Source organism: Pseudomonas laurylsulfativorans (genome assembly GCF_002906155.1).
In the GTDB taxonomy this organism is placed as follows: Bacteria; Pseudomonadota; Gammaproteobacteria; order Pseudomonadales; family Pseudomonadaceae; genus Aquipseudomonas; species Aquipseudomonas laurylsulfativorans.
The window spans coordinates 43,762-66,218 of sequence record NZ_MUJK01000006.1 but is presented as its reverse complement, the minus strand read 5'-3'; the positions used below and the strand labels follow the sequence as shown (position 1 = coordinate 66,218).

General features: G+C 59.4%; 24 protein-coding genes and 1 tRNA gene. 17 read left to right on the top strand and 8 right to left on the bottom strand.

What is annotated here, in order from left to right; all coding sequences use genetic code 11:
- Nucleotides 1-6: 6 nt before the first annotated feature.
- On the bottom strand, nt 7-1,032 hold the full coding sequence (hemH, locus tag B0D71_RS19420; protein WP_103396203.1) for a ferrochelatase: 1,026 nt from the start codon (nt 1,030-1,032) through the stop codon (nt 7-9).
- A gap of 13 nt (nt 1,033-1,045) precedes the next feature.
- The gene (locus B0D71_RS19415; protein WP_103396202.1) at nt 1,046-1,948 is read right to left on the bottom strand and encodes a TIGR01777 family oxidoreductase; all 903 of its coding nucleotides are present in this window, start codon (nt 1,946-1,948) and stop codon (nt 1,046-1,048) included.
- Nucleotides 1,949-2,145: 197 nt separating this feature from the next.
- Here B0D71_RS19415 and B0D71_RS19410 point away from each other — a divergent pair, with 197 nt between their 5' ends.
- The 12 genes from B0D71_RS19410 (at nt 2,146) to B0D71_RS19355 (ending at nt 12,210) form a co-directional block, all read left to right on the top strand.
- Nucleotides 2,146-3,132 carry an NAD(P)/FAD-dependent oxidoreductase gene (locus B0D71_RS19410; protein ID WP_103396201.1) on the top strand — a complete coding sequence of 329 codons (987 nt, stop codon included), beginning with the start codon at nt 2,146-2,148 and terminating at the stop codon, nt 3,130-3,132.
- Nucleotides 3,129-3,344 (top strand): TIGR02450 family Trp-rich protein, encoded by a 216-nt coding sequence (locus tag B0D71_RS19405; RefSeq protein ID WP_103396200.1) that lies wholly within the window; start codon nt 3,129-3,131, stop codon nt 3,342-3,344. Before B0D71_RS19410 ends, B0D71_RS19405 begins: the two co-directional genes overlap by 4 nt.
- A gap of 131 nt (nt 3,345-3,475) precedes the next feature.
- Nucleotides 3,476-4,435 (top strand): YbgA family protein, encoded by a 960-nt coding sequence (locus B0D71_RS19400; RefSeq protein ID WP_103396199.1) that lies wholly within the window; start codon nt 3,476-3,478, stop codon nt 4,433-4,435.
- Entirely contained in the window at nt 4,435-5,376 is a 942-nt protein-coding gene (locus B0D71_RS19395) for a MerR family transcriptional regulator (RefSeq protein WP_103396198.1), read from the top strand. The genes B0D71_RS19400 and B0D71_RS19395 overlap by 1 nt, the downstream gene beginning before the upstream one ends.
- A gap of 21 nt (nt 5,377-5,397) precedes the next feature.
- Nucleotides 5,398-6,846 (top strand): deoxyribodipyrimidine photo-lyase, encoded by a 1,449-nt coding sequence (gene phrB, locus B0D71_RS19390; RefSeq protein WP_103396394.1) that lies wholly within the window; start codon nt 5,398-5,400, stop codon nt 6,844-6,846.
- Entirely contained in the window at nt 6,839-7,261 is a 423-nt protein-coding gene (locus B0D71_RS19385; RefSeq protein ID WP_103396197.1) for a nuclear transport factor 2 family protein, read from the top strand. Before phrB ends, B0D71_RS19385 begins: the two co-directional genes overlap by 8 nt.
- Entirely contained in the window at nt 7,258-8,040 is a 783-nt protein-coding gene (locus tag B0D71_RS19380) for an SDR family NAD(P)-dependent oxidoreductase (RefSeq protein WP_103396196.1), read from the top strand. The genes B0D71_RS19385 and B0D71_RS19380 overlap by 4 nt, the downstream gene beginning before the upstream one ends.
- Nucleotides 8,037-9,284 carry an NAD(P)/FAD-dependent oxidoreductase gene (locus B0D71_RS19375; protein WP_103396195.1) on the top strand — a complete coding sequence of 416 codons (1,248 nt, stop codon included), beginning with the start codon at nt 8,037-8,039 and terminating at the stop codon, nt 9,282-9,284. Before B0D71_RS19380 ends, B0D71_RS19375 begins: the two co-directional genes overlap by 4 nt.
- Nucleotides 9,281-10,096: a DUF1365 domain-containing protein gene (locus B0D71_RS19370; RefSeq protein WP_103396194.1), complete on the top strand. Its 816-nt coding sequence runs from the start codon at nt 9,281-9,283 to the stop codon at nt 10,094-10,096. The genes B0D71_RS19375 and B0D71_RS19370 overlap by 4 nt, the downstream gene beginning before the upstream one ends.
- Complete coding sequence (locus B0D71_RS19365; protein ID WP_103396193.1) at nt 10,083-11,354, top strand: SAM-dependent methyltransferase; 1,272 nt, start codon at nt 10,083-10,085, stop codon at nt 11,352-11,354. Before B0D71_RS19370 ends, B0D71_RS19365 begins: the two co-directional genes overlap by 14 nt.
- Entirely contained in the window at nt 11,347-11,850 is a 504-nt protein-coding gene (locus tag B0D71_RS19360) for a DUF2878 domain-containing protein (protein WP_103396192.1), read from the top strand. Before B0D71_RS19365 ends, B0D71_RS19360 begins: the two co-directional genes overlap by 8 nt.
- Before the next feature lie 54 nt (nt 11,851-11,904).
- Nucleotides 11,905-12,210: a YkgJ family cysteine cluster protein gene (locus tag B0D71_RS19355; protein ID WP_007981864.1), complete on the top strand. Its 306-nt coding sequence runs from the start codon at nt 11,905-11,907 to the stop codon at nt 12,208-12,210.
- A 143-nt stretch (nt 12,211-12,353) separates the two neighbouring features.
- On the opposite strand, the gene B0D71_RS19350 is transcribed toward B0D71_RS19355, so the two are convergent.
- The 6 genes from B0D71_RS19350 to hemA form a co-directional block, all read right to left on the bottom strand.
- Complete coding sequence (locus B0D71_RS19350) at nt 12,354-12,872, bottom strand: acyloxyacyl hydrolase (RefSeq protein ID WP_103396191.1); 519 nt, start codon at nt 12,870-12,872, stop codon at nt 12,354-12,356.
- A 124-nt stretch (nt 12,873-12,996) separates the two neighbouring features.
- The gene (gene murI / locus B0D71_RS19345) at nt 12,997-13,788 is read right to left on the bottom strand and encodes a glutamate racemase (RefSeq protein WP_103396190.1); all 792 of its coding nucleotides are present in this window, start codon (nt 13,786-13,788) and stop codon (nt 12,997-12,999) included.
- A complete protein-coding gene (locus B0D71_RS19340; protein ID WP_103396189.1) occupies nt 13,781-14,536 on the bottom strand; it encodes a molybdopterin-synthase adenylyltransferase MoeB in 756 nt (251 codons plus the stop codon). The genes murI and B0D71_RS19340 overlap by 8 nt, the downstream gene beginning before the upstream one ends.
- Nucleotides 14,530-15,360 (bottom strand): peptide chain release factor N(5)-glutamine methyltransferase, encoded by an 831-nt coding sequence (gene prmC / locus B0D71_RS19335; protein ID WP_103396188.1) that lies wholly within the window; start codon nt 15,358-15,360, stop codon nt 14,530-14,532. The genes B0D71_RS19340 and prmC overlap by 7 nt, the downstream gene beginning before the upstream one ends.
- Nucleotides 15,361-16,443, bottom strand: a complete 1,083-nt coding sequence (gene prfA, locus B0D71_RS19330; protein WP_007981853.1) for a peptide chain release factor 1 — start codon at nt 16,441-16,443, stop codon at nt 15,361-15,363.
- A complete protein-coding gene (gene hemA / locus B0D71_RS19325) occupies nt 16,440-17,729 on the bottom strand; it encodes a glutamyl-tRNA reductase (protein WP_103396187.1) in 1,290 nt (429 codons plus the stop codon). Before hemA ends, prfA begins: the two co-directional genes overlap by 4 nt.
- 339 nt (nt 17,730-18,068) lie before the next feature.
- Here hemA and B0D71_RS19320 point away from each other — a divergent pair, with 339 nt between their 5' ends.
- The 5 genes from B0D71_RS19320 to B0D71_RS19300 all read left to right on the top strand — a co-directional run bounded on the left by B0D71_RS19320 (nt 18,069) and on the right by B0D71_RS19300 (nt 22,367).
- Nucleotides 18,069-19,793 (top strand): tetratricopeptide repeat protein, encoded by a 1,725-nt coding sequence (locus B0D71_RS19320; protein WP_103396186.1) that lies wholly within the window; start codon nt 18,069-18,071, stop codon nt 19,791-19,793.
- 4 nt (nt 19,794-19,797) lie between these two features.
- The gene (gene lolB, locus B0D71_RS19315) at nt 19,798-20,415 is read left to right on the top strand and encodes a lipoprotein insertase outer membrane protein LolB (protein ID WP_103396185.1); all 618 of its coding nucleotides are present in this window, start codon (nt 19,798-19,800) and stop codon (nt 20,413-20,415) included.
- Nucleotide 20,416: 1 nt separating this feature from the next.
- A complete protein-coding gene (gene ispE / locus B0D71_RS19310) occupies nt 20,417-21,268 on the top strand; it encodes a 4-(cytidine 5'-diphospho)-2-C-methyl-D-erythritol kinase (RefSeq protein ID WP_103396184.1) in 852 nt (283 codons plus the stop codon).
- Between the two features lie 36 nt (nt 21,269-21,304).
- Nucleotides 21,305-21,379 (top strand) — tRNA-Gln (locus tag B0D71_RS19305).
- Between the two features lie 46 nt (nt 21,380-21,425).
- Entirely contained in the window at nt 21,426-22,367 is a 942-nt protein-coding gene (locus tag B0D71_RS19300) for a ribose-phosphate pyrophosphokinase (RefSeq protein WP_003171603.1), read from the top strand.
- Nucleotides 22,368-22,457 lie beyond the last annotated feature (90 nt).

Sequence of the window (22,457 nt, the reverse complement as noted above, 5' to 3'; positions counted from 1 at the left end):
ATGCTTTTAAAGCGCCAACGGCGCCCTTCCACACAAAGTCGCCAACGCCCGCGCCCAATGCGGGTCATCGTTGAGGCACGGCACCAGCACCAACTCCTCGCCTCCCGCTTCGCGGAACTGCTCCTTGCCGCGATCACCAATCTCTTCCAGGGTCTCGATGCAATCGGCAACGAACGCCGGGCACATCACCAGAATCTTTTTCACGCCGCTTTTGGCCAACTCATCGAGGCGCGCCTCGGTGTAGGGTTCGATCCATTTCGCCCGGCCCAGACGCGACTGAAACGACACCGACCACTTGTCATCCGGCAAGCCCATGCGCTTGGCAAATTCAGCCGCGCTACGCAGGCATTGGGCGCGGTAACAGGTCGCCAGTGAGGCCGGTGAAGCATTCTTGCAGCAATCTTGATTCTTGAAGCAATGCTGGCCGGTCGGATCGAGTTTGGTCAGGTGCCGCTCAGGCAACCCATGAAAGCTCAACAACAAGTGATCGTAATCCTGTTGCAGATAAGGCCTGGCGCTGGCCACCAGGGCATCGAGGTATTCCGGCTGATCGTAGAACGGTTGGAGCACCGACAGTTGCACGTCGAGTTTTTTGTCGCGTATCACCCGCTTCGCTTCTTCGATCACCGTGGTGGTGGTGCTATCGGCAAACTGTGGATAAAGCGGCGCCAACGTGATTCGCTTGTTTCCCGCGGCTACCAGACGCAGCAGCGACGTTTCAATGGACGGCTCGCCGTACCGCATCGCCAACTCCACAGGCCCATGCTTCCAGTGGGTAGTCATGGCCTGTTGCAGGCGTCGACTGAGCACCACCAGGGGCGAGCCCTCCTCCCACCAGATCGAGGCATAGGCATGGGCCGACTGCTCAGGGCGCTTGATCAGGATCAGCGACACCAGCAAGCGCCGAACCGGCCATGGCAGGTCGATCACATACGGATCCATCAAAAACTGATTGAGGTAGCTGCGTACATCCGCCACCGAGGTGGAGGCTGGTGAGCCCAGGTTGACCAGAAGCAACGCGTGATCGGTCATGCAACGTCCTATTTCAGAGGCGGCTGGACAGTTCGTCCAGAGCCGCGCGCAAATCAGTGAACTGGAAAGTGAATCCCGCTTCCAGCAGTCGTGCCGGAACGGCCTTTTGCCCCCCCAGCAACAACAGTGACAACTCACCCAGCCCCACTTTCAAGGCCAGGGCAGGCATCGGCATAAACGCCGGGCGGTGCAGCACGCTGCCCAGGGTTTTGGCAAACTCGAGATTGCGTACCGGCTTCGGTGCGCACGCATTATATGGACCGCTGGCGTCATTGCGATGCAGAAGAAAATCAATCAGGGCGATTTGATCGTTGATATGGATCCACGGCATCCACTGCCGACCGTTGCCAATCGGCCCGCCCAGCCCCCATTTGAACGGCAATAACAACCGCGACAAAAAGCCACCCTCGGCGGACAACACCAAGCCGGTGCGGATGAGAATGACGCGGATACCCAAGGCCTCGGCACGCTGCGCGGTTTCTTCCCAGGCGATGCACAACTGGCTGGCAAAATCATCGATGACAGGGGGCGATTTCTCCGTTAATTCCCGTTCGCCACCGTCGCCGTACCAGCCAACCGCCGAACCTGAAATCAGCACCTGAGGTCGTTGCTCGCGGCTTTCGAGCCAGGCCAGGAGGTTTTCGGTCAAGGTGATCCGGCTGCTCCACAGCAATGCCTTGCGCTTGGAAGACCAGGGGCGGTCGGCAATCGGCGCACCGGCAAGGTTGACGATTGCATCTACCGACTCTTGCCCCACGTCTTCAAGCCGAGCAATTGCCCGGACTTGGGCGCCACAGACTTTCGCGACTTTTCCAGGTGTCCGGCTCCATACCGTCAGGCGATGTCCCTGACTCAACCAGTGTCGGCAGAGCTGACGTCCTATCAAACCAGTACCGCCGGTCAGCAATATGTGCATGACTTCTTCCTCGCGTGGCGTTCTACCCTGATCACTAGTCTATTTTTATAAGCAAGGGATCTTTGATATCGGGCAGGCTCTGTGTTTAACAATAGGCCAAGCTGCCAGAACGAGAACGCTAAAAGTTATACCAAAAAACAATATTGTACAGGTTTAAACCCCGGCGTAGTCTGTACAGAAAGGTAAACGAGGCCCTTATGACTGTACCTATTGCAATCATCGGCACCGGCATTGCCGGGTTATCAGCCGCGCAGGCCCTGACAGATGCAGGGCATGTCGTTCAACTTTTCGATAAAAGCCGTGGCAGTGGCGGACGCATGTCGAGCAAACGCAGCGATGCGGGTGCCCTGGACATGGGTGCGCAATATTTCACCGCACGCGATCGCCGCTTCGTCACGGAAGTCCAGCGCTGGCAAGCCAACGGCTGGGTCGCCGAATGGACCCCGCAGCTGTACACCTTCCATGGTGGCCTGCTCAACCTGTCGCCGGACGAACAGACCCGTTGGGTCGGTACGCCGCGTATGAGCGCTATCACCCGCGCCTTACTTGGCGATCTGGAAGTGCATTTTGCTTGCCGCATCACCGAGGTCTATCGCGGTGAAGAACACTGGCACCTGCAAGACGCCGAAGGCTTTACCCATGGGCCATTCAGCCATGTGGTGATCGCTACTCCGGCGCCTCAGGCAACCGCGTTACTGGCCTCCGCGCCGAAGCTCGCCGGTGCCGCAGCCGGGGTGAAAATGGACCCTACCTGGGCGGTTGCTCTGGCGTTCGAAACCCCGCTGGATACCCCCATGGAAGGCTGCTTCGTACAAGACAGCCCACTGGACTGGCTCGCACGCAATCGCAGCAAACCGGGCCGCGACAACACCCTCGATACTTGGGTGCTGCACGCCACCAGCGCGTGGAGCCGCCAGCACATCGACTTGCCAAAGGAAGCGGTGATCGAGCAATTGCACGGTGCGTTCGCTGAACTGCTGAACAGCGCTATGCCCGCTCCTACCTTCAGCCTCGCCCACCGCTGGCTTTACGCTCGTCCCAACAGCAGCCATGAATGGGGCACCCTGGCCGATGCCGACCTGGGCTTGTATGCCTGTGGCGACTGGTGCCTGTCGGGGCGTGTAGAGGGTGCATGGCTCAGCGGCCAGGAAGCAGCCCGCCGCCTGCATGAGCACCTGCAGTGAACCGCATCAACCCGAGCAAATTGCTGCTGTCGAAATGGACAGCAGCCCACCCGCAGAACCGTGAAAAACACTTTCTGGTGAGCGAACTGTTTCGCGACGAGGAAGGAACGGTTCGGGAAATCGAGTTGCAAGCGGTGTTGACCCGACGCAGTGAGCGCTTCGCGTGGCAAACCTTGCAGGACAGCAGCGCTTGGCGGTTGGGCTGGCTGTAAACCTCTTTTTGCACAAGCCGGCCTCGCAAAAACTTATACAAAAAATTTGACTTGCACACCTTTGAATCTATGATGAGCCTAAGTTGTACAGAATTTATTTTCTGTATAGGTTTTGATTCCGAGGTGCTCAGATGCCACTGCCCGTCACCAAACCGAAAATCGCCATCAGCGCCTGCCTGATGGGTGCCGAGGTGCGCTTCAACGGCGGGCATAAAGCATCGCCGTTGTGCAACCGCGTCCTGACCGACTATTTCGATTTCGTGCAGGTTTGCCCGGAGGTCGCCATCGGCCTGGGCATTCCTCGCGAACCGATCCGGCTGGTCGGCGATACGGATCGGCCCGAAGCGGTCGGCACCATCAATCGCCAGCTCAATGTCACTCAGCCACTGGCTGAATATGGCCGGCAAATGGCTGCGCAACTGGGCGATATCTGCGGCTACATCTTCATGCAGAAATCTCCGTCCTGTGGACTGGAGCGGGTCAAGGTCTACCACGCCAACGGCGCACCGCAGGAAGGCGGTGGCCAGGGCATTTACGCCCGGGCGTTCTGCGAATTGCATCCGAACTTGCCGGTGGAAGAAGATGGCCGACTCCACGACCCGGTGCTACGGGAAAATTTCCTCACCCGAGTATTCGCCTACCACGCCTGGCAGCAACTGCTGCAAGAAGGCCTGAGCCGTCGCGGCCTCACGGATTTTCATGCGCGCTACAAATACTTGCTGATGGCCCACAACCCGGTGCAATACAAAACCCTGGGCAACCTGCTGGGCAATATGGGCCGCACCGATCCGCAAGAACTCGGCCTGCGCTATTTCAGTGAATTGATGGCGGCTTTGAAAAAATGTGCCACACGCCGCACTCATACCAATGTCTTGCAGCACATCAGTGGTTATCTCAAACAGGCGATCAGTGCCGATGACAAGCAGGAAGTGCAGCACGTCATTGGCCAGTATCGTCACGGCATCGTGCCGCTGGTGGTACCACTGACCCTGCTCAAGCACCACCTCCGCCAGCACCCGGACCCTTACATCGCACAGCAGGTTTACCTGCAGCCGCATCCGGAAAGTCTCAGCCTGCGAAACGCCATTTAATGAAAGCCAAACTCGACAGCAGTGCCAGCGAAGACTTTGCCACGGACTTCAAGAAAGCCCTCGACGAGGGCTGGCTGCCGATTCGCGAAGTGGCGCGGCAGACCGGTGTCAACGCCATCACCTTGCGCGCCTGGGAGCGGCGTTATGGTTTGATCGAGCCGCAGCGCACGCCCAAGGGGCACCGGTTGTTCTCCGCCGAACATGTGCAACGCATCATGACAATTCTCACCTGGCTCAACCGTGGCGTCGCCGTCAGCCAGGTCAAGCACCTGCTCGACACCCCGCAGGCCAGCGACGAGGCTGTCGAAAACGATTGGCAGCGTCTGCGTCAGACATTGCTGCAAGCGGTTACGACACTGGCCGAGCGCAGCCTGGACGACACCATTAATCAGATGATGGCGCTGTACCCGCCGCGGACCTTGTGCGAACAGCTGCTGATGCCTTTGCTGGCGGAGCTGGAACAACGTTGGCAGGGCCAGTTTGGCGCACAGATGGAGCGCGTATTCTTTTATTCCTGGTTACGCAGCAAGTTCGGCGCGCGCATCTACCATAACAACCGTCAGTTACATACTTCACCGTTGTTGTTGATCAACCATTCCGACCTGCCACTGGAACCTCACCTATGGCTCACCGCGTGGTTGCTCAGCAGCGCCGATTGTCCGGTGGAAGTGTTCGACTGGCCGCTGCCCACCGGAGAGCTGGCGCTGGCGGTCGATCATCTGCAACCCCGAGGCGTACTGCTGTATTCCAGCAAAGCCATGAACCTCTCCCTGCTGACGAAACTTTTAAATGGCGTCGGCTGCCCAAAAATGATCGTCGGACCTACGGTGTGCATCCACCACGCCGAGTTGTCCGCAAGAACTTCCGAGACTGCTGATCTGTTCCTGGCCGCGGACCCGTTATCGGCCTACCAGAGCCTGGTTCAACGCGGACTTATCTAAATGAATCGTGCGGACCTCCCCATGCAATTGATCTGGCTGCGCAGCGACTTGCGCCTAAACGACAACACCGCCCTTTCGGCTGCCGCAGCCAGAGGACCCGTTGTGGCGGTGTACCTGCTGAGCCCGGAGCAATGGCAGGCGCATGACGACGCACCGTGCAAAGTGGATTTCTGGCTGCGCAACCTCATGCTATTGAGTCACGCGTTGAGCGAACTGAACATTCCGCTGCTGATCCGCCACGCCCCTCGCTGGGATGACGCACCGAAGGTCTTGCTCGATCTTTGCCAGAAACTGAAGATCGAGGCCGTGCACGTCAACGAAGAATATGGCATTCACGAGAGCCGGCGTGACGCGGCGGTCAGCGAACGCCTGAAGGCCCACGGCACGGAATTCCACGCTTATCTCGACCAGTTGCTGTTCGCCCCTGGAACCATACTGACCCAATCCGGCACCTACTTTCAGGTCTTCAGTCAGTTCCGCAAGGTATGTTACGAGCGCCTGCACCGCTCACTGCCGAATCGGGTCAACATGCCCATGGTTCAATCGCCGCTGGGCATCGACAGCGATGAAATCCCCTCCAGCGTCAAAGGCTTCACAACACCAACCGAGGCCCTGCGCGCCCTCTGGCCTGCCGGTGAAGCTCAAGCCCGACATCGCCTCGACAGCTTTGCCGACGCCCAGATCGACTACTACAAAAGCGAACGGGACTACCCGGCCAAACCCGGTACCAGCCAGCTCTCGCCCTACCTCGCGGCCGGCGTCATCTCTCCCCGCCAGTGCCTGCATGCGGCCCTGCAAAGCAATCAGGGAGAGTTCGAAAGTGGCAAGGTCGGCGCGGTCACCTGGATCAACGAGTTGCTGTGGCGCGAATTCTACAAACACATTCTGGTGGGCTATCCGCGCGTCTCGCGTCACCGCGCCTTTCGCCCGGAGACTGAAGCCCTGGCCTGGCGCAATGCCCCCGAAGAACTGGCGGCCTGGAAAGAAGCGCGCACGGGGCTGCCCATCATCGACGCTGCCATGCGCCAACTGCTGGAAACCGGCTGGATGCACAACCGACTGCGCATGGTCGTGGCGATGTTCCTGACCAAGAATCTGTTGATCGACTGGCGCGAAGGCGAACGCTTTTTCATGCAGCACCTGATCGATGGCGACCTGGCCGCGAACAACGGCGGCTGGCAGTGGAGTTCGTCCACGGGCACTGACTCGGCGCCGTATTTCCGGATTTTCAACCCGCTGAGCCAGTCGGAAAAATTCGATCCCGACGGTATTTTCATCAAGCACTGGCTGCCGGAATTGGTGGGACTGAACAAAAAGGACGTGCACAACCCGGCGAACCTGGGCGGCTTGTTCGGGGTGGCGGATTACCCGTCACCGATCGTCAATCTCAGTACCTCCCGCACACGGGCGCTGGCGGCGTTCAAAAACCTGCCATCGCGACAACAGGATGCCGGAGGTGGCCATGAGTGATTTTCTTCGCCGCTTTGCCCACCAATTCGCCGGCCTGGACAAAGACAATCTCCAGCGCCTGGATGAGCTGTACACCACGGATGTGCGTTTCACTGATCCGTTGCATGACGTGCAAGGTATCGAGCATTTGCGTAGTTACTTCGGCGAGCTCTACGCCAACGTCAGCGAACTGCATTTCGCCTTTCACGGCTACGACCAGGTGGCTGAAGGCGAAGGTTACCTGCGCTGGGTCATGAGCTACCGACATCCACGCCTGGCCGGCGGGCGGTTGATACGGGTCGACGGCTGCTCACACCTGCATTGGCGCAACAAGGTTTATCGCCACCGTGACTACTTCGACGCCGGGGCACTGCTTTACGAACACTTGCCCGTATTGGGCAGGGCGATCGCTTGGCTGAAAAGGAGAATGGGATGAGACTTACATCTCCGCGTCGATATTGGCTGACCGGTGCCAGCAGCGGCATTGGCGCGGGGCTGGCCGAAGAAATACTGAAGACCGGTGCCCACCTGGCGGTCAGCTCACGTACGGTGGCGCCACTGAAAGTGTTGTCGCAGCGTTATCCCGGGCAAGTACTGATTGTCCCCGGCGACCTGACCAACAGCCAGACCGTACGCGAAATCGGTGAGCACATCGCTGATGTCTGGGGTTCGCTCGATACCGTGATTCTCAACGCCGGCACCTGTGAATATGTCGACGTCCAGCAGTTTGACTCATCGATCATAGAGCACGTCGTACGCACCAATCTGCTGGCCAGCAGTTACTGCATCGAAGCGGCCCTGCCCTTGTTAAGGGTCGGGCTGGCGCCGCATCTGGTGGGCGTCGCGAGTTCGGTGACCTACCTGCCATTGCCCAGGGCAGAAGCCTACGGCGCGTCGAAAGCCGGGCTGCGCTACCTGTTCGAATCGTTGCGCATTGACCTGGCTCCGGAAGGCATCGAGGTGACCGTGGTCAGCCCTGGCTTTGTCGACACACCGCTGACCGCGAAAAATGACTTCCCGATGCCCCTCAGTTGGCCGGTGGGCAAAGCCGCGCGGTATATCTTCGCCAAACTGCAACATCGTCCGCTGGAGATAGCCTTCCCGGCCCTGTTCATGGCGGCCCTGTGGCCGTTGTCGAAAATGCCCAACCGGGTAAAGCTCGCTGTCGGCAAGCGAATGGTGCGCAGCAATCCGCCCATTAAGGATTCACCGTGAATATCGCCATCATCGGCAGCGGTATCTCGGGACTGACCAGCGCCTACCTGCTCAACCGCAACCATGAGATCACCCTGTTCGAGGCCGGCGATCGGGTCGGTGGTCATACCCATACCGTGCAGGTGGCCTCCGATGGCCAGCGTCATGCCGTGGACACCGGTTTCATCGTTTTCAATGACTGGACGTACCCCCATTTCATCCGCTTGCTGAACCAGGTTGGCGTGGGTTTCAAACCGACGCAAATGAGCTTCTCGGTCACCGACCCGGACAGCGGTCTGGAGTACAACGGCAACAATCTCAACAGCCTCTTTGCCCAACGGCGAAATCTGCTGTCGCCGGGGTTCTGGGGCATGTTGCGCGATATCCTGCGCTTCAATAGACAAGCTCAGGCTGACCTGGCCGAAGGTCGGATCAGCGACGACATCACGCTGGATCAATACCTCAAGGCCGGAGGTTATGGCGAACGGTTCATCCTGCATTACATCGTGCCCATGGGGGCGGCGATCTGGTCGATGTCCATGGCCGACATGCTGAATTTTCCGCTACGAGGCTTTATCCGGTTTTTCAAGAATCACGGTTTGCTGTCGGTGAATCATCGTCCGCAATGGTGCGTGATCGAGGGCGGATCAAGTGCCTATATCGGGCCATTGACGGCTGGCTTCAAAGAGAAAATCCGACTCAACTGCCCCGTGACGCGGGTCGAACGCAATGAAGACGGCGTACTTATCCACAGCGCCGTGGGCAGCGAACGCTTCGACAAGGTCGTATTCGCCTGCCACAGCAATCAGGCCCTGACCTTGCTGGCCAAACCCAGCGCCGCCGAACAGTCGATTCTCGGCGCCCTGCCTTATGCCGACAACGAAGTGGTACTGCATACCGACACCCGCCTGCTGCCCTCGAAAAAACTGGCCTGGGCCAGCTGGAATTATCGCCTCGGCGGCGCCGGTCACACGCACGCCGCGGTGACCTATGACATGAATATCCTGCAAGGCATTGAGAGCGCCACCACCTTTTGCGTGAGCCTGAACCAGAGCGCCGCCATCGAGCCATCCCGGGTACTCGGCCGGTTCACCTATGCGCATCCGCAATACAACCTGACCGCCGTGGCGGCCCAGGAACGCTGGGAAGAATTGAACGGCGCGCAACACACCTTTTATTGCGGCGCCTACTGGGCAAACGGATTCCATGAAGATGGCGTGGTCAGCGCACTGCGCGTCGCCCGTTCGTTCGGTGAAACGTTATGAACAGCGCCCTTTACAGTGGCTGGATCGCTCATCGACGGTTCTCGCCGAAAAACCACGAATTCCGATATCGGATCGGCTTGCTGTACATCGACCTCGACGAGCAAGACGCCGTGCTGGCGTTGTCACCCTTGTCAGGCAGAAAACGCTTCTCGCCCTTTTCGTTTCGTGAAAGCGATTACCTCAAGGCCTTCACCGCCAGCGGCGTGCGCTTGAGCGATGCGGTGCGCGAACAGGTCCGCCAGGCGATCGGCCGTGCGCCACAAGGCCCGATCTGCCTGCTGACCCAGCCTCGCAGCTGGGGCCTGGCGTTCAACCCGGTCAGTTTTTTCTACTGCTACGAACCCGATGGTCAACTGGCCGCGATTCTCGCCGAAGTCACCAATACCCCGTGGCGCGAACGCTATCACTACGTGTTGCCCGCCAAGACGCCGGAGAACCTCAACGACCTCCATCAACATTTCGCCGTTGCCAAGGCTTTTCACGTATCGCCGTTTTTGCCCCGGGATCTTGAACACCGAATGAGCTTCAGCCCCGCCGCGCAGTGGCTGGGCGTGCACATGGCTGACTGGCAGGGCGATCTGAAGCTGTTCGACGCCACCCTGAACCTGCAACGCGAAGCCCTCGATCGCGCCGGCCTGCACCGCTACTTGCGGCGTTTTCCCTGGATGACGGCGAAAACCTGCCTGGGGATTTACTGGCAAGCCCTGCGCCTGCTGATCAAGCGCGTACCGATTTTTACTCATCAGGCTGCCGATGGCAGCTTCCAGACCGCCATCGTTCCGCCCAAGGATCGCCACCATGAAATCCTCTAGCGTCTTGGCCAAAACCAGTTTGTTGAGCACCAACGGCCTGAGCGGATCGCTGCTGCGCCGGGGCGTACTGCGGCAACTGGCGCACCTTGAACACGGGCAACTGGTGATTGTCGAGGAAGGCGAGCGCCATGTGTTCGGCACCGTTGGCAGTCACTTGCTAGGGGAGATCCATATCCACGACCCAGCGGCCTGGGGACTGGTCGCGAGCAATGGCTCGATCGGCGCAGGCGAGGCTTACATTCATGGCTACTGGAGTTCGCCGGACCTGACGGCGGTGATCAGGGTCTTCGTCAGCAATCTTGAGGTGCTCGATGCGCTGGAAGGCGGCCTGGCAAAACTCGGCCGGCCATTGGTCCAGGCACTGCACTGGCTCAATCGCAATACGCGCAAGGGCTCGCAGAAAAACATCGCCGCCCACTACGACTTGGGCAATGAGCTGTTCGAACAATTTCTCGACCCGACGATGATGTATTCGGCCGCTCAATTCATGAGCCCCGAGGACAGCCTCGAACAGGCACAGTTGAATAAACTGGAACGCATCTGCCAGAAGCTCGCCCTCAAACCCAGTGACCACTTGCTGGAAATCGGCACGGGATGGGGCAGCATGGCGTTGTACGCGGCGCAGCATTATGGCTGCAAAGTGACCACCACCACGCTCTCCAGGGAGCAGCATGCTTACACGGCACAGCGGATCGAAACGCTAGGACTTCAGGACCAGGTCACACTGTTGCTCAAGGACTACCGCGATCTCAGTGGGCAATACGACAAACTGGTGTCGATCGAGATGATCGAAGCGGTGGGGCACCGATTTTTATCCACCTACTTCAAGCAATGCGCGCATTTGCTCAAGAGCAACGGCTTGATGTTGTTGCAGGCCATCACCATCCGCGAGCAGCGCTACGAACAGGCCAGACGCAGTGTCGATTTCATCCAGCGCTACATCTTCCCCGGCGGCGCCCTGCCCTGCGTACAGAAGATACTGGAAACCGTCAGCCGCGACACCGACATGAACATGCTGCACATGGAGGACTTCGGCCTGCACTACGCGCGTACCCTGCGTCTGTGGCATGTGAACTTTCGCCGTGCGCAGGTTCGCCTGGGCGAGTTGGGCTACGACGAACAATTCCTGAGGCTGTGGGAGTTTTACCTGTGTTACTGCGAAGGGGGGTTTCTGGAGCGCACTATCGGCACCGCACAACTACTGCTGGCTAAACCGGCAGCGATCACCGCGCCGCTACTCGGGCGCTTCGATGCTTGAACGCCTGGCCAATGCCGCGCTGTTTCAGCTCGGCTGGTTCGCGTGTGTGATGGGTGGCGACAGCCTGTGGTTGTCAGTGCCGCTGGGGGCACTGGTGATTCACCTGCTGTGGATCAGTAGTTGGGCCGAGGAAGGTCGATTGATACTCAGCGTGGTGATTGTCGGCACGTTGGTCGATAGCGCGTTGCGCTGGCTGGGGGTATTAGGGTTCAGCGATCACTCACCCTTGATTCCGCTGTGGCTGATGCTGTTGTGGGCTCTATTGGCCACGACCTTGCGCCACTGTCTGGCGTGGTCTGCCAGGCCCTGGTGGCGGGCAAGTGTTTTGGGCGCGGCAGGTGGTCCGCTGTCGTATTACGCCGGCGGGCATCTGGCCGGAGTGCAATTTCCCTATGGGCAACTGCCGACGCTGATCAGCATGGGGCTGCTCTGGGCTTTGCTGTTTCCGCTTCTGCATGCCATGGCACCGCGCCTGGTGGGCGGTGAACATGAATGAGCGTCCCGTCAGGCCTTTCACACAGCGCTGACTGACTGCCTTACACTGCGCACCATGAAAACCATCCCCCATACGCAAATCGCGGAGCCCGCGGTCACGTGCTCGACCTGCGCAGCCTGCTGCTGTCAGCTCGAAGTCATGCTGATCACCGACACGGGTGTGCCTGAACGGTTCATCGATACCGATGACTGGGGCGGGGAAGTCATGCTGCGCCTGGACGACGGCTGGTGTGCCGCACTGGATCGCAACACGATGATGTGCACCATCTACGAAAAACGCCCGCTGATCTGCCGGGAGTTCGAGATGGGCGCACCGGAGTGCATCGACGAACGCCAGGGAATTTCGACGGCGTATCGCTGAGCAGTACAACAACGTACCCCACTGTGGGAGCGAGCTTGCTCGCGATAGCGATTTCAGACTCAACATTGATGTTGAATGAAACATCGTCATCGCGAGCAAGCTCGCTCCCACAGAGGGATTTACATCCGCTGAAACCGTGGTGCTTACAACGGCATCGTGTAATGCAATGCGTAACTTTCTACACCATCGTTCGGCGTGGTGATCCCGGCATTGGAATAGTGCGTCGCACGAACCCCGACTTCATGTCCGCCGGCAAAACGCAAACCGAATCCAAAGCGGTCTTCGAACTGGAATGCGCTGCCCAGATCGTTGCTTTCGACTTCGGTGCTGGCAAACGCCGCCACGCCAATCCCAAACTCGATGTAGGGTTTGACGTTCTGGCCGGCAAACTCATAAACAAGCACGGGCGAGAACGACAGGCTGTGATTACTGGATTTCTCGTCACCTTCCCAGTAGGTGTAGGCGCCACTCCAGTAGCCGGTCAGACGACCCACGTCACTCTGCCACCAGCTCTGGTCCCAATCGAATTGCATGCCCAGTCGATACGTCATGGTCGAATCGCTGGTCTGACCGACCGCGAACTCCACACCAGCCGCCTGCGCGGTAAAAGTGTGCCCCATGAGTGCGGCCGCAATCGCGGCCAAGCAGAATAGTCGCTTCACTAGAAACTTCCTTTTCCGAACGATTTCGTATGGTTTTTTTTGTTGCCAAGCCCTGCAAAACTATAGAAGTCAGCGATTTATCAGAAGTTCACCCCGATTTTTCGTACTCCCCCCGGACAGGCTTCTACCTGTTGAAGCTTCGCACAACGCCAGCGGTATTCCACAGTATCGGCAAGATATTTCTGAAATGAAGCGGATCGGCACTGGTCCAGAACTGTGCTTCACGGGCCGGCCCCTGGGCGAGCAGCTCGCCTTCGGCCAAAAGCCGCTGGAGTTGCCGCGCGACGGCGGCCCCAGTATCGATCAGGCTGATGTGGTCGGGGATCATCTGCCGCAGCAGCGGCTTGAGAAAGGGGTAATGGGTGCAGCCGAGAATCAGGGTGTCCGCGCCAGCGGCCAGCAGTGGCTCGACATACCCGGCCAACAGCTGACGCAACTCGGGGCTGTGCAGATCGCCGTTTTCAATCAGTTCCACCAGCCCCGGACACGGCTGGGTGATCACTTTCACGTCCGTGGCGAAACGGTCGAGCAACGCGGCGAACTTGGCGCTCTGCAAGGTGCCGGTGGTGGCCAGCACCCCCACCACGCCGCTGCGGGTGGCGGCGGCGGCAGGCTTGACCGCCGGCTCCATGCCGACGATGGGCCATTCTGGATAGTCGCGACGCAGGTCGGCGACGCCAGCCACCGTCGCCGTGTTGCAGGCCAGCACCAGGGCCTTGGCGCCCTGCTGCTGAAAGAAGTCGGCCATCACGCTGCAACGCTGCTGGATAAACTCCGGGGTTTTCTCGCCATAGGGAACATTCCCGCAATCGGCGACGTACATCAGCGTCTCATTGGGCAGCAAACGCTGGATCTCGGCCAGTACCGAGAGCCCGCCGACACCGGAGTCGAACACGCCAATCGGCGCTTCACGCATGTTTCGACCCACAGACGCTACAACCCGGATCGCGCTTGACCCGCAACTCACGGAAGCGTGTGCCCAAGGCGTCGATCAACAGCAGGCGCCCCACCAGCGGCTCACCGAATCCGGCTAGCAACTTCAGCGCTTCAAGCGCTTGCAGACTACCGACCAGCCCCACCAACGGCCCGACCACGCCGGCTTCACTACAGGTCAATTCGGCTTCGCTGCCGTGCCCATACAAACAGTGGTAGCACGGGCTCTCGGGGCGACGCGGATCGAACACCGACAACTGCCCTTCGAGGCGAATCGCTGCACCACTGACCAACGGTTTGCCGGACGCCACACAAGCGGCGTTAACCGCTTCACGGGTGGAGAAATTGTCGGAGCAATCGAGCACCAGATCCACCCCGGCCACCACGGCAGCCAGGGAATCTTCGTCCAGCGCCGCACGATGGGCGATCAGTTGAATTTCAGGATTGATCGCGCTCAGGCGCTTGAGCGCCGAATCGACCTTGGTCATGCCGACGCTGTCGGTGTCGTGAATGATCTGGCGTTGCAGGTTGGTCAGGTCGACGGTATCGAAGTCCGCCAGATGCAATTCACCAACACCTGCAGCGGCGAGGTACAGCGCCACCGGCGCGCCGAGGCCACCGAGGCCGACGATCAATACGCGGCTTTCCTTGAGCCGCAACTGACCGTCGATATCGATGTGTTGCAGCAGAATCTGCCGACTGTAACGCAGCAACTCCTGATCATTCAGCACGGCAGGCGCCCCAGACTGATGCGTTGATGACCGCCCAGATCGGTGCGGCTGTGGACTTCTTCAAAACCGCGGGTCAGCAGTAAATCGCGAACGGCCTCGGCCTGATCATAGCCATGTTCGAGCATCAGCCAACCGCCTGCGTCGAGATGGTCTGGCGCCTGGGCGACGATCAGGCGCAGATCGTCGAGCCCGTCGACACCGGCCACCAGGGCGCTGGCCGGCTCGAAGCGCACATCGCCCTCGACCAGGTGCGGATCGGCCGCTGCGATATATGGCGGGTTGCTGATGATCAGTTGAAAACGCTGTCCTTCCAGGGCGCTGAACCAATGACTGCTCAGCACCTTGGCGTTGTTCAGGTGTAGGCGCTGGCGATTGCGTTCGGCCAGGGCCACGGCCTCCAGCACGCGATCCACGGCAGTGACGTTCCACGCCGGGCGTTCGCTGGCCAGCGCCAGGGCAATTGCACCGCTGCCGGTGCCGAGGTCGAGCACCTTGGCCGGTGTGGCCGGCAACAATTCCAGCGCAGCCTCCACCAGTAGTTCGGTGTCCGGGCGCGGGATCAGCGTGTGTGGCGCGACTTCCAGATCCAGTTTCCAGAATCCTTGCTGGCCGAGGATGTAGGCCACCGGCTCACCGCCGCGGCGGCGCTGCAAATACTCGGTGAACGTCAGCGCCGCTTCGCTCGGCACAATGCGCTCCGGCCAGGTGTGCAGGAAACTGCGGGACTTGCCCAACGCCGCCGCCAGGAGCAATTCGGCATCCAGACGCGCCGTCGGCGAGTCGGGTAGATCGGCGGCGCGCAACAAACTGGCAATGATCGTCATTTACTCACCTATCGCTGCCAGTTGATCGGCCTGGTATTCAGCCAGCAACGGCTCGATCACCGCCTCGACGCCACCGGCGAGAATCTCGTCGAGGGAATACAAGGTCAGGTTGACCCGGTGGTCGGTGACCCGGCCCTGGGCAAAATTGTAGGTGCGGATGCGCTCGGAGCGATCACCGGAACCAACCAGCAACTTGCGCTCACTGGCGATGGCGTTGGCCGCGGCGGAGGTCTGTTGATCGTTCAGCTTGGCCGACAACCAGGACATCGCCCGGGCACGGTTCTTGTGCTGCGAACGTTCTTCCTGGCACTCGACCACGATGCCGGACGGCAAGTGCGTGATACGGATCGCCGAGTCGGTCTTGTTGACGTGCTGGCCACCGGCGCCGGAGGAGCGATAGGTGTCGATGCGCAGGTCGGCCGGGTTGATCTCGATGGCTTCCTGTTCGTCCGGCTCGGGCAATACCGCCACGGTGCAGGCCGACGTGTGGATACGGCCCTGGGATTCGGTCGCCGGAACCCGCTGCACGCGGTGCGCGCCGGATTCGAATTTCAGCTTGCCGTAGACGTTGTCGCCCTCGACCCGGGCAATCACCTCTTTATAGCCGCCATGTTCACCCTCGTTTTCCGAGAGGATCTCCACCCGCCAGCCACGACGCTCGGCGTAACGCGAATACATGCGGAACAGGTCGCCGGAGAAAATCGCGGCTTCGTCGCCGCCGGTACCGGCACGGATCTCGAGGAACACGTTGCGCCCGTCGTTCGGGTCCTTGGGCAACAGCATGCGTTGCAGGTCGGCTTCGAGCGTGACCAGGCGTTCCTTGGCCTCGCGGACTTCTTCCACGGCCATTTCACGCATGTCCGGGTCGCTGTCCTTGAGCAGCGCCTGGGCACCTTCGAGGTCATCCTGCACTTTCAACAGTTCTTTATAGGCGCCCACGATCGGCTCAACTTCCGCGTACTCCTTGGAGTAGGTACGGAACTTGTTCTGATCGGAAATGACCTCGCCATCGCCCAGCAGGGCGGTCAATTCCTCGAAACGGTCCTGGAGGATATCCAGCTTATTGAGCAGTGACGCTTTCATTGCGGTTTTTTATCCGAAAAGCTATCCGATGAGCCCTCACCGAGGGCAAAGAGTTCCTGGGCCATCGCCAGCGCATCCAGGCGACCTTCGGCAGAGAGCTTTTTCAACTGCACGCTCGGTGCGTGCAACAGTTTGTTGGTCAGCCCGCGGGCCAATTGCACCAGCACCTCTTCGGCACTGCTGCCGTTGGCCAGCAGGCGCTGGGCCTTTTGCAATTCTTCGTCGCGCAGGCGTTCGCTCTGTTGACGATAGGCCTTGAGCACATCCACTGCCGCCAATTCACGCAGGCGGACCATGAAGTCTTCGGCGCCGACCGAGACCATCTCTTCGGCTGCCTGAGCTGCGCCCTGACGGCTCTTGAGGTTCTCGGCAACCACCTCGTGGAGATCGTCGACGCTATAGAGGTAAACGTCGTCCAACTCGCCAACTTCAGGCTCGATGTCGCGCGGTACGGCGATATCCACCATGAAGATTGGTTTGTGCTTGCGCAGTTTCAAGGCGCTTTCCACCGCGCCCTTGCCCAGAATCGGCAACTGGCTGGCAGTGGAACTGATGACGATATCGCTGCGCACCAGCTCCGCCGGAATATCCGACAGCAACACGGCATGTGCGCCGAACTGTTCGGCCAGAATGCTGGCGCGCTCCAGCGTGCGGTTGGCGACCACAATGCGTTTCACACCCAGGTCATGCAGATGGCGGGCGACCAGGGTGATGGTCTCGCCGGCGCCGATCAACAACGCCTGGCTGCGTTGCAGGTCGCTGAAAATCTGCTTGGCCAGGCTCACCGCGGCAAACGCCACCGACACCGGGTTCTCACCGATGGCCGTGTCGGTGCGCACCTGCTTGGCCGCGTTGAACGTGGCCTGGAACAAGCGCCCGAGCAATGGCCCGATGGTGCCGGCCTCGCGGGCCACGGCATAGGCCGACTTCATCTGGCCGAGAATCTGCGGTTCACCCAACACCAGCGAGTCGAGCCCGGAAGCCACCCGCATCATGTGACGAACTGCCGCATCATCTTCATGCACATAGGCGCTTGCGCGCAGCTCGTCGAAGCTCAAATGATGATATTCGGCCAGCCAGCGCAGCACGACGTCCGCCGACAGGTGATCCTGTTCTATATAGAGTTCACTGCGATTGCAGGTGGAGAGGATCGCAGCTTCGCGGCTGTCGGTGAGTCGGCAGAGCTGCTGCAAGGCCTCAACCAGCTGCTCAGGAGTAAAAGCCACGCGCTCGCGGACGTCTACTGAAGCAGTCTTGTGGTTAATACCGAGTGCAAGGAAGGCCATTCAAAGTCGCTGATGGTGACGTGAAGCCGGCAATTGTCCTACTTCGACACATGGAGAACAACTACTCGATATCTATCGCGCCGGTAGATGGCGCCCACGTTGCGAGCGGTTCTCGTTTAAACACAATCCCTGTAGGCGCTGGCTTGCCAGCGATGGACTGAAAGGCCCCGCGTATTTCTGTAAAAACGAGTCATCGTTGACGACCATCGCTGCGATGCGGCGACCCGACAAGCCAGCTCCTACAGGGACCGTGTGCATGTGAAAATGCCGGGGCGGTTATGTTTGGCCGAAAGCTTGTGTCATGATGATCCGACCGCAGGTTAGTCGCCCTCTTCCTATATGAATAGATCCTCCGCGTTGCTCCTCGCTTTTATCTTCCTCAGCGGCTGCCAGGCCTTGGCACCCGTATCGTCGGACGGTACGCCGCCGGTGGAAGACAGCACCCCGGCCCCTGAAAAGCCCAAGGTCTACAGCTCATTCAGCGAGGAAACCGTCTTCAGCCTGTTGAGCGCCGAACTGGCTGGCCAGCGCAATCGTTTCGACATTGCCCTGGACAACTATGTGACCCAGGCCATCAACACTCAGGATCCGGGCATTTCCGAGCGGGCATTCCGTATTGCCGAATATCTGGGTGCCGATCAAGCAGCCCTGGACACCGCGCTGATCTGGGCGAAGAACGCCCCCGACGACCTCGAAGCGCAACGCGCCGCCGCCGTTCAACTGGCACGCGCCGGGCGTTATGACGATTCCATGGTCTATATGGAGAAAGTCCTGCAAGGCAAGGGCGACACCCATTTCGACTTCCTCGCGCTGTCCGCGGCCGACACCGACCAGGACACCCGCAACGGCTTGATGAAAAGCTTCGACCGTTTGCTGCAACGCCATCCGAACAACAGCCAGCTGATTTTCGGCAAGGCCTTGCTGATGCAACAGGACGGCGACACCAAAGGCGCATTGACCCTGCTGGAAAACAATCCGCCCGACGACGGCGAAATCGCGCCGATCCTGCTGCGTGCGCGCCTGCTGCAAAGCCTGGATCGCGGCGACGAAGCCCTGCCGCTGCTACAAAAAAGCATCAAGAAATACCCGGACGACAAGCGCCTGCGCCTGACTTATGCACGCATGCTGGTTGAACAGGACCGCATGGACGATGCCAAGGCCGAGTTCTCGAGCCTGGTTCAGCAATACCCGGAAGACGACGAACTGCGTTACTCGCTGGCACTGGTCTGCCTGGAAGCCAAGGCCTGGAATGAGGCCAAGGGTTATCTGGAAGACTTGATCGATCGTGATAGCCACGTCGACTCGGCACACCTGAATCTCGGCCGCATCGCCGAAGAACAAAACGACCCGCAAGGCGCCCTGATCGAATACGCCAAGGTTGGCCCGGGCAGCGACTACCTGCCGGCGCAATTGCGCCAGGCCGACATCCTGATCAACAACGGCAAGACCGCCGAAGCGCAACGCAAGCTGGCGGCGGAACGCGACGAGCAGCCGGATTATGCGATCCAGCTGTACCTGATCGAAGCCGAAACCCTGTCCGCCAACAATCAGGGCGACAAGGCCTGGAATGTTCTGCAACTAGCCTTGCAGCAATACCCCGACGACTTGAACCTGCTTTACACCCGTGCCATGCAGGCGGAAAAACGCAATGATCTGGCGCAGATGGAAAAAGACCTGCGATTGATCATCAAGCGCGACCCGGACAATGCCATGGCCTTGAACGCCCTTGGCTACACCCTGTCCGACCGCACCACGCGCTACGCCGAAGCCAAGGCCCTGATCGAACAGGCGCACCAGATCAGTCCGGAAGATCCGGCGGTACTCGACAGCCTTGGCTGGGTGAATTACCGCTTGGGCAATCTCGACGAAGCCGAGCGCCTGCTGCGTCAGGCCCTGGATCGCTTCCCCGACCAGGAAGTCGCCGCTCACCTGGGCGAAGTACTGTGGGCCAATGGCAAACAGCGTGAAGCCAGACAAGTCTGGGGCAAGTTTCTCAAGGAACAACCCGACAGCCCGACCCTGCGTGGCACCATCAAACGCCTGACCGGATCAGAGACTCTTTAAGATTATGTTTTTGCGCCATTTCATCGTTTTCAGTTTTATCGCCCTGCTCGCCGGTTGCGCGGGCCTGGGTCCCCGCGAATCGGTCGAGGGTCATGGCAACGCCGCCCAATGGCGCGAGCACAAACAGCAACTGACCGGCCTCGATGGCTGGCAGATCGACGGCAAGATCGGCATTCGCGCTCCGAAAGACTCGGGTAGCGGCACGCTGTTCTGGTTGCAACGCCAGGATTACTACGACATACGCCTGTCCGGACCACTGGGTCGCGGCGCGGCTCGCCTGACCGGACGCCCGGGCAAGGTATCGCTGGAGGTCGCCAACCAGGGACGTTACGACGCGCCGAATCCGGAAGTGCTGCTCGAAGAACAGCTTGGCTGGAAGCTGCCGGTGTCCAACCTGGCCTGGTGGGTGCGCGGCCTCCCGGCGCCCAACAGCAAAAGTCGCCTGACCCTGGACGGCGACAGCCGCCTGGCCAGCCTGGAACAGGATGGCTGGAAGGTCGACTACACCGCCTACACCGAGCAAAACGGTTACTGGTTGCCCGAGCGCATCAAGCTCAGCGGCAAAGACCTCGATGTCACGCTGGTGATCAAGGTCTGGCAACCGCGCAAACTGGGTCAATGACATGCCAGACAATCGCCTGACACTGCCCTCGCCGGCCAAGCTCAATTTGATGCTGCACATTCTGGGTCGCCGCGAAGACGGCTACCACGAACTGCAAACCATGTTTCAGTTTCTCGATTACGGTGACGAGATCACCTATGCCCTGCGCGATGACGGCGTCATCCGACTGCACACCGATTTCCCGGGCGTTCCCCACGACAGCAACCTGATCGTCAAGGCCGCGAAAAAACTTCAGGAGCAATCCGGTTGTTCGCTGGGCGTCGATATCTGGATTGAAAAAATCTTGCCAATGGGCGGCGGCATCGGTGGCGGCAGCTCGAACGCCGCAACGACATTGCTGGGTTTGAATCATCTCTGGCAATTGGGCTGGGATGAAGATCGCCTGGCTGGCCTGGGGTTGACGCTGGGCGCAGACGTCCCGGTTTTCGTGCGGGGCCACGCGGCTTTCGCCGAAGGTGTTGGCGAGAAACTCACCCCTGTCGACCCGGAAGAACCGTGGTATCTCGTGCTGGTGCCGCAAGTCTCTGTAAGTACGGCAGAAATTTTTTCAGATCCGTTGTTGACACGTAACACTCCTCCCATTAAAGTGCGCCCCGTTCCCAAGGGAAACAGTCGAAATGACTGCTTACCGGTGGTAACAAGGCGTTATCCAGAGGTACGTAACGCTTTGAATTTGCTAGGTAAATTTACCGAAGCAAAACTCACCGGAACTGGAAGTTGTGTGTTTGGGGGCTTCCCAAGCAAAGCTGAAGCTGATAAAGTCTCGGCCCTTCTGACAGAGACCCTTACAGGTTTTGTAGCAAAAGGAAGCAACATTTCGATGTTGCATCGAAAGCTTCAAAGTCTGCTCTAAAGGAACCGATTACTGGGTAATCGTTGCAACAGATACAGGGGCGTCGCCAAGCGGTAAGGCAGCAGGTTTTGATCCTGCCATGCGTTGGTTCGAATCCAGCCGCCCCTGCCATTTTCCTATACTCATCCAGGTTACCCTCAGCCTTCAGGTACTGCGCGTGTCCAAGATGATGGTCTTTACGGGGAACGCTAACCCCGATCTGGCTCGACGTGTCGTACGTCAGCTGCATATCCCTCTCGGTGACATCTCTGTCGGTAAGTTTTCCGACGGCGAAATCACAGCCGAGATCAATGAAAACGTCCGCGGTAAAGACGTCTTCATTATTCAGCCGACTTGCGCTCCGACCAACGATAACCTGATGGAACTGGTAGTGATGGCTGATGCCTTCCGCCGCTCCTCGGCTACTCGTATCACTGCTGTTATTCCTTACTTTGGTTATGCCCGTCAGGATCGCCGTCCGCGTTCCGCACGTGTAGCTATCAGCGCGAAAGTCGTGGCTGACATGCTTACCGTAGTCGGCATCGACCGTGTTCTCACGGTTGATCTGCATGCTGACCAAATCCAGGGTTTCTTCGATATTCCGGTAGATAACATCTACGGCTCCCCGGTTCTGGTGGATGACATCGAAGATCAGCGCTTCGAAAACCTGATGATCGTGTCCCCGGACATTGGTGGCGTCGTGCGTGCACGTGCCGTTGCCAAATCCCTGGGCGTGGATCTCGGGATCATCGACAAACGCCGTGAGAAAGCCAATCACTCTGAAGTGATGCATATCATCGGTGATGTCGAAGGGCGCACCTGTATTCTGGTCGATGACATGGTCGATACCGCCGGCACCCTGTGCCATGCGGCCAAGGCCCTGAAAGAGCATGGCGCTGCCAAGGTTTTCGCCTACTGCACGCACCCTGTGCTGTCGGGTCGGGCGATCGAAAACATTGAAAATTCCGTGCTGGACGAGCTGGTGGTAACTAACACCATTCCTCTGTCCGCTGCAGCACAAGCCTGTGCGCGTATCCGCCAACTGGATATCGCACCGGTAGTTGCCGAGGCGGTCCGCCGCATCAGCAATGAAGAATCGATCAGCGCGATGTTCCGCTAAGGGCCCTGCCCTTCTCGAAATGTCTCGTTGACGAAAAGCGCCCCGCCCCGGCATTCCTGTCGGGGCGGGGCTTTTTTGCCCATATCGCCT

Excerpts from the sequence above, each read along its gene's own strand:
- B0D71_RS19360 (WP_103396192.1), top strand. The coding sequence starts at position 11,347 with ATGCTTGAACGCCTGGCCAATGCCGCGCTGTTTCAGCTCGGCTGGTTC.
- B0D71_RS19320 (WP_103396186.1), top strand. The coding sequence starts at position 18,069 with ATGAATAGATCCTCCGCGTTGCTCCTCGCTTTTATCTTCCTCAGCGGC.
- hemA (WP_103396187.1), bottom strand. The coding sequence starts at position 17,729 with ATGGCCTTCCTTGCACTCGGTATTAACCACAAGACTGCTTCAGTAGAC.
- B0D71_RS19370 (WP_103396194.1), top strand. The coding sequence starts at position 9,281 with ATGAACAGCGCCCTTTACAGTGGCTGGATCGCTCATCGACGGTTCTCG.
- phrB (WP_103396394.1), top strand. The coding sequence starts at position 5,398 with ATGCAATTGATCTGGCTGCGCAGCGACTTGCGCCTAAACGACAACACC.
- hemH (WP_103396203.1), bottom strand. The coding sequence starts at position 1,032 with ATGACCGATCACGCGTTGCTTCTGGTCAACCTGGGCTCACCAGCCTCC.
- ispE (WP_103396184.1), top strand. The coding sequence starts at position 20,417 with ATGCCAGACAATCGCCTGACACTGCCCTCGCCGGCCAAGCTCAATTTG.
- prfA (WP_007981853.1), bottom strand. The coding sequence starts at position 16,443 with ATGAAAGCGTCACTGCTCAATAAGCTGGATATCCTCCAGGACCGTTTC.
- B0D71_RS19415 (WP_103396202.1), bottom strand. The coding sequence starts at position 1,948 with ATGCACATATTGCTGACCGGCGGTACTGGTTTGATAGGACGTCAGCTC.
- B0D71_RS19380 (WP_103396196.1), top strand. The coding sequence starts at position 7,258 with ATGAGACTTACATCTCCGCGTCGATATTGGCTGACCGGTGCCAGCAGC.
- B0D71_RS19365 (WP_103396193.1), top strand. The coding sequence starts at position 10,083 with ATGAAATCCTCTAGCGTCTTGGCCAAAACCAGTTTGTTGAGCACCAAC.
- B0D71_RS19400 (WP_103396199.1), top strand. The coding sequence starts at position 3,476 with ATGCCACTGCCCGTCACCAAACCGAAAATCGCCATCAGCGCCTGCCTG.
- B0D71_RS19355 (WP_007981864.1), top strand. The coding sequence starts at position 11,905 with ATGAAAACCATCCCCCATACGCAAATCGCGGAGCCCGCGGTCACGTGC.
- B0D71_RS19385 (WP_103396197.1), top strand. The coding sequence starts at position 6,839 with ATGAGTGATTTTCTTCGCCGCTTTGCCCACCAATTCGCCGGCCTGGAC.
- B0D71_RS19410 (WP_103396201.1), top strand. The coding sequence starts at position 2,146 with ATGACTGTACCTATTGCAATCATCGGCACCGGCATTGCCGGGTTATCA.
- prmC (WP_103396188.1), bottom strand. The coding sequence starts at position 15,360 with ATGACGATCATTGCCAGTTTGTTGCGCGCCGCCGATCTACCCGACTCG.
- lolB (WP_103396185.1), top strand. The coding sequence starts at position 19,798 with ATGTTTTTGCGCCATTTCATCGTTTTCAGTTTTATCGCCCTGCTCGCC.
- murI (WP_103396190.1), bottom strand. The coding sequence starts at position 13,788 with ATGCGTGAAGCGCCGATTGGCGTGTTCGACTCCGGTGTCGGCGGGCTC.
- B0D71_RS19395 (WP_103396198.1), top strand. The coding sequence starts at position 4,435 with ATGAAAGCCAAACTCGACAGCAGTGCCAGCGAAGACTTTGCCACGGAC.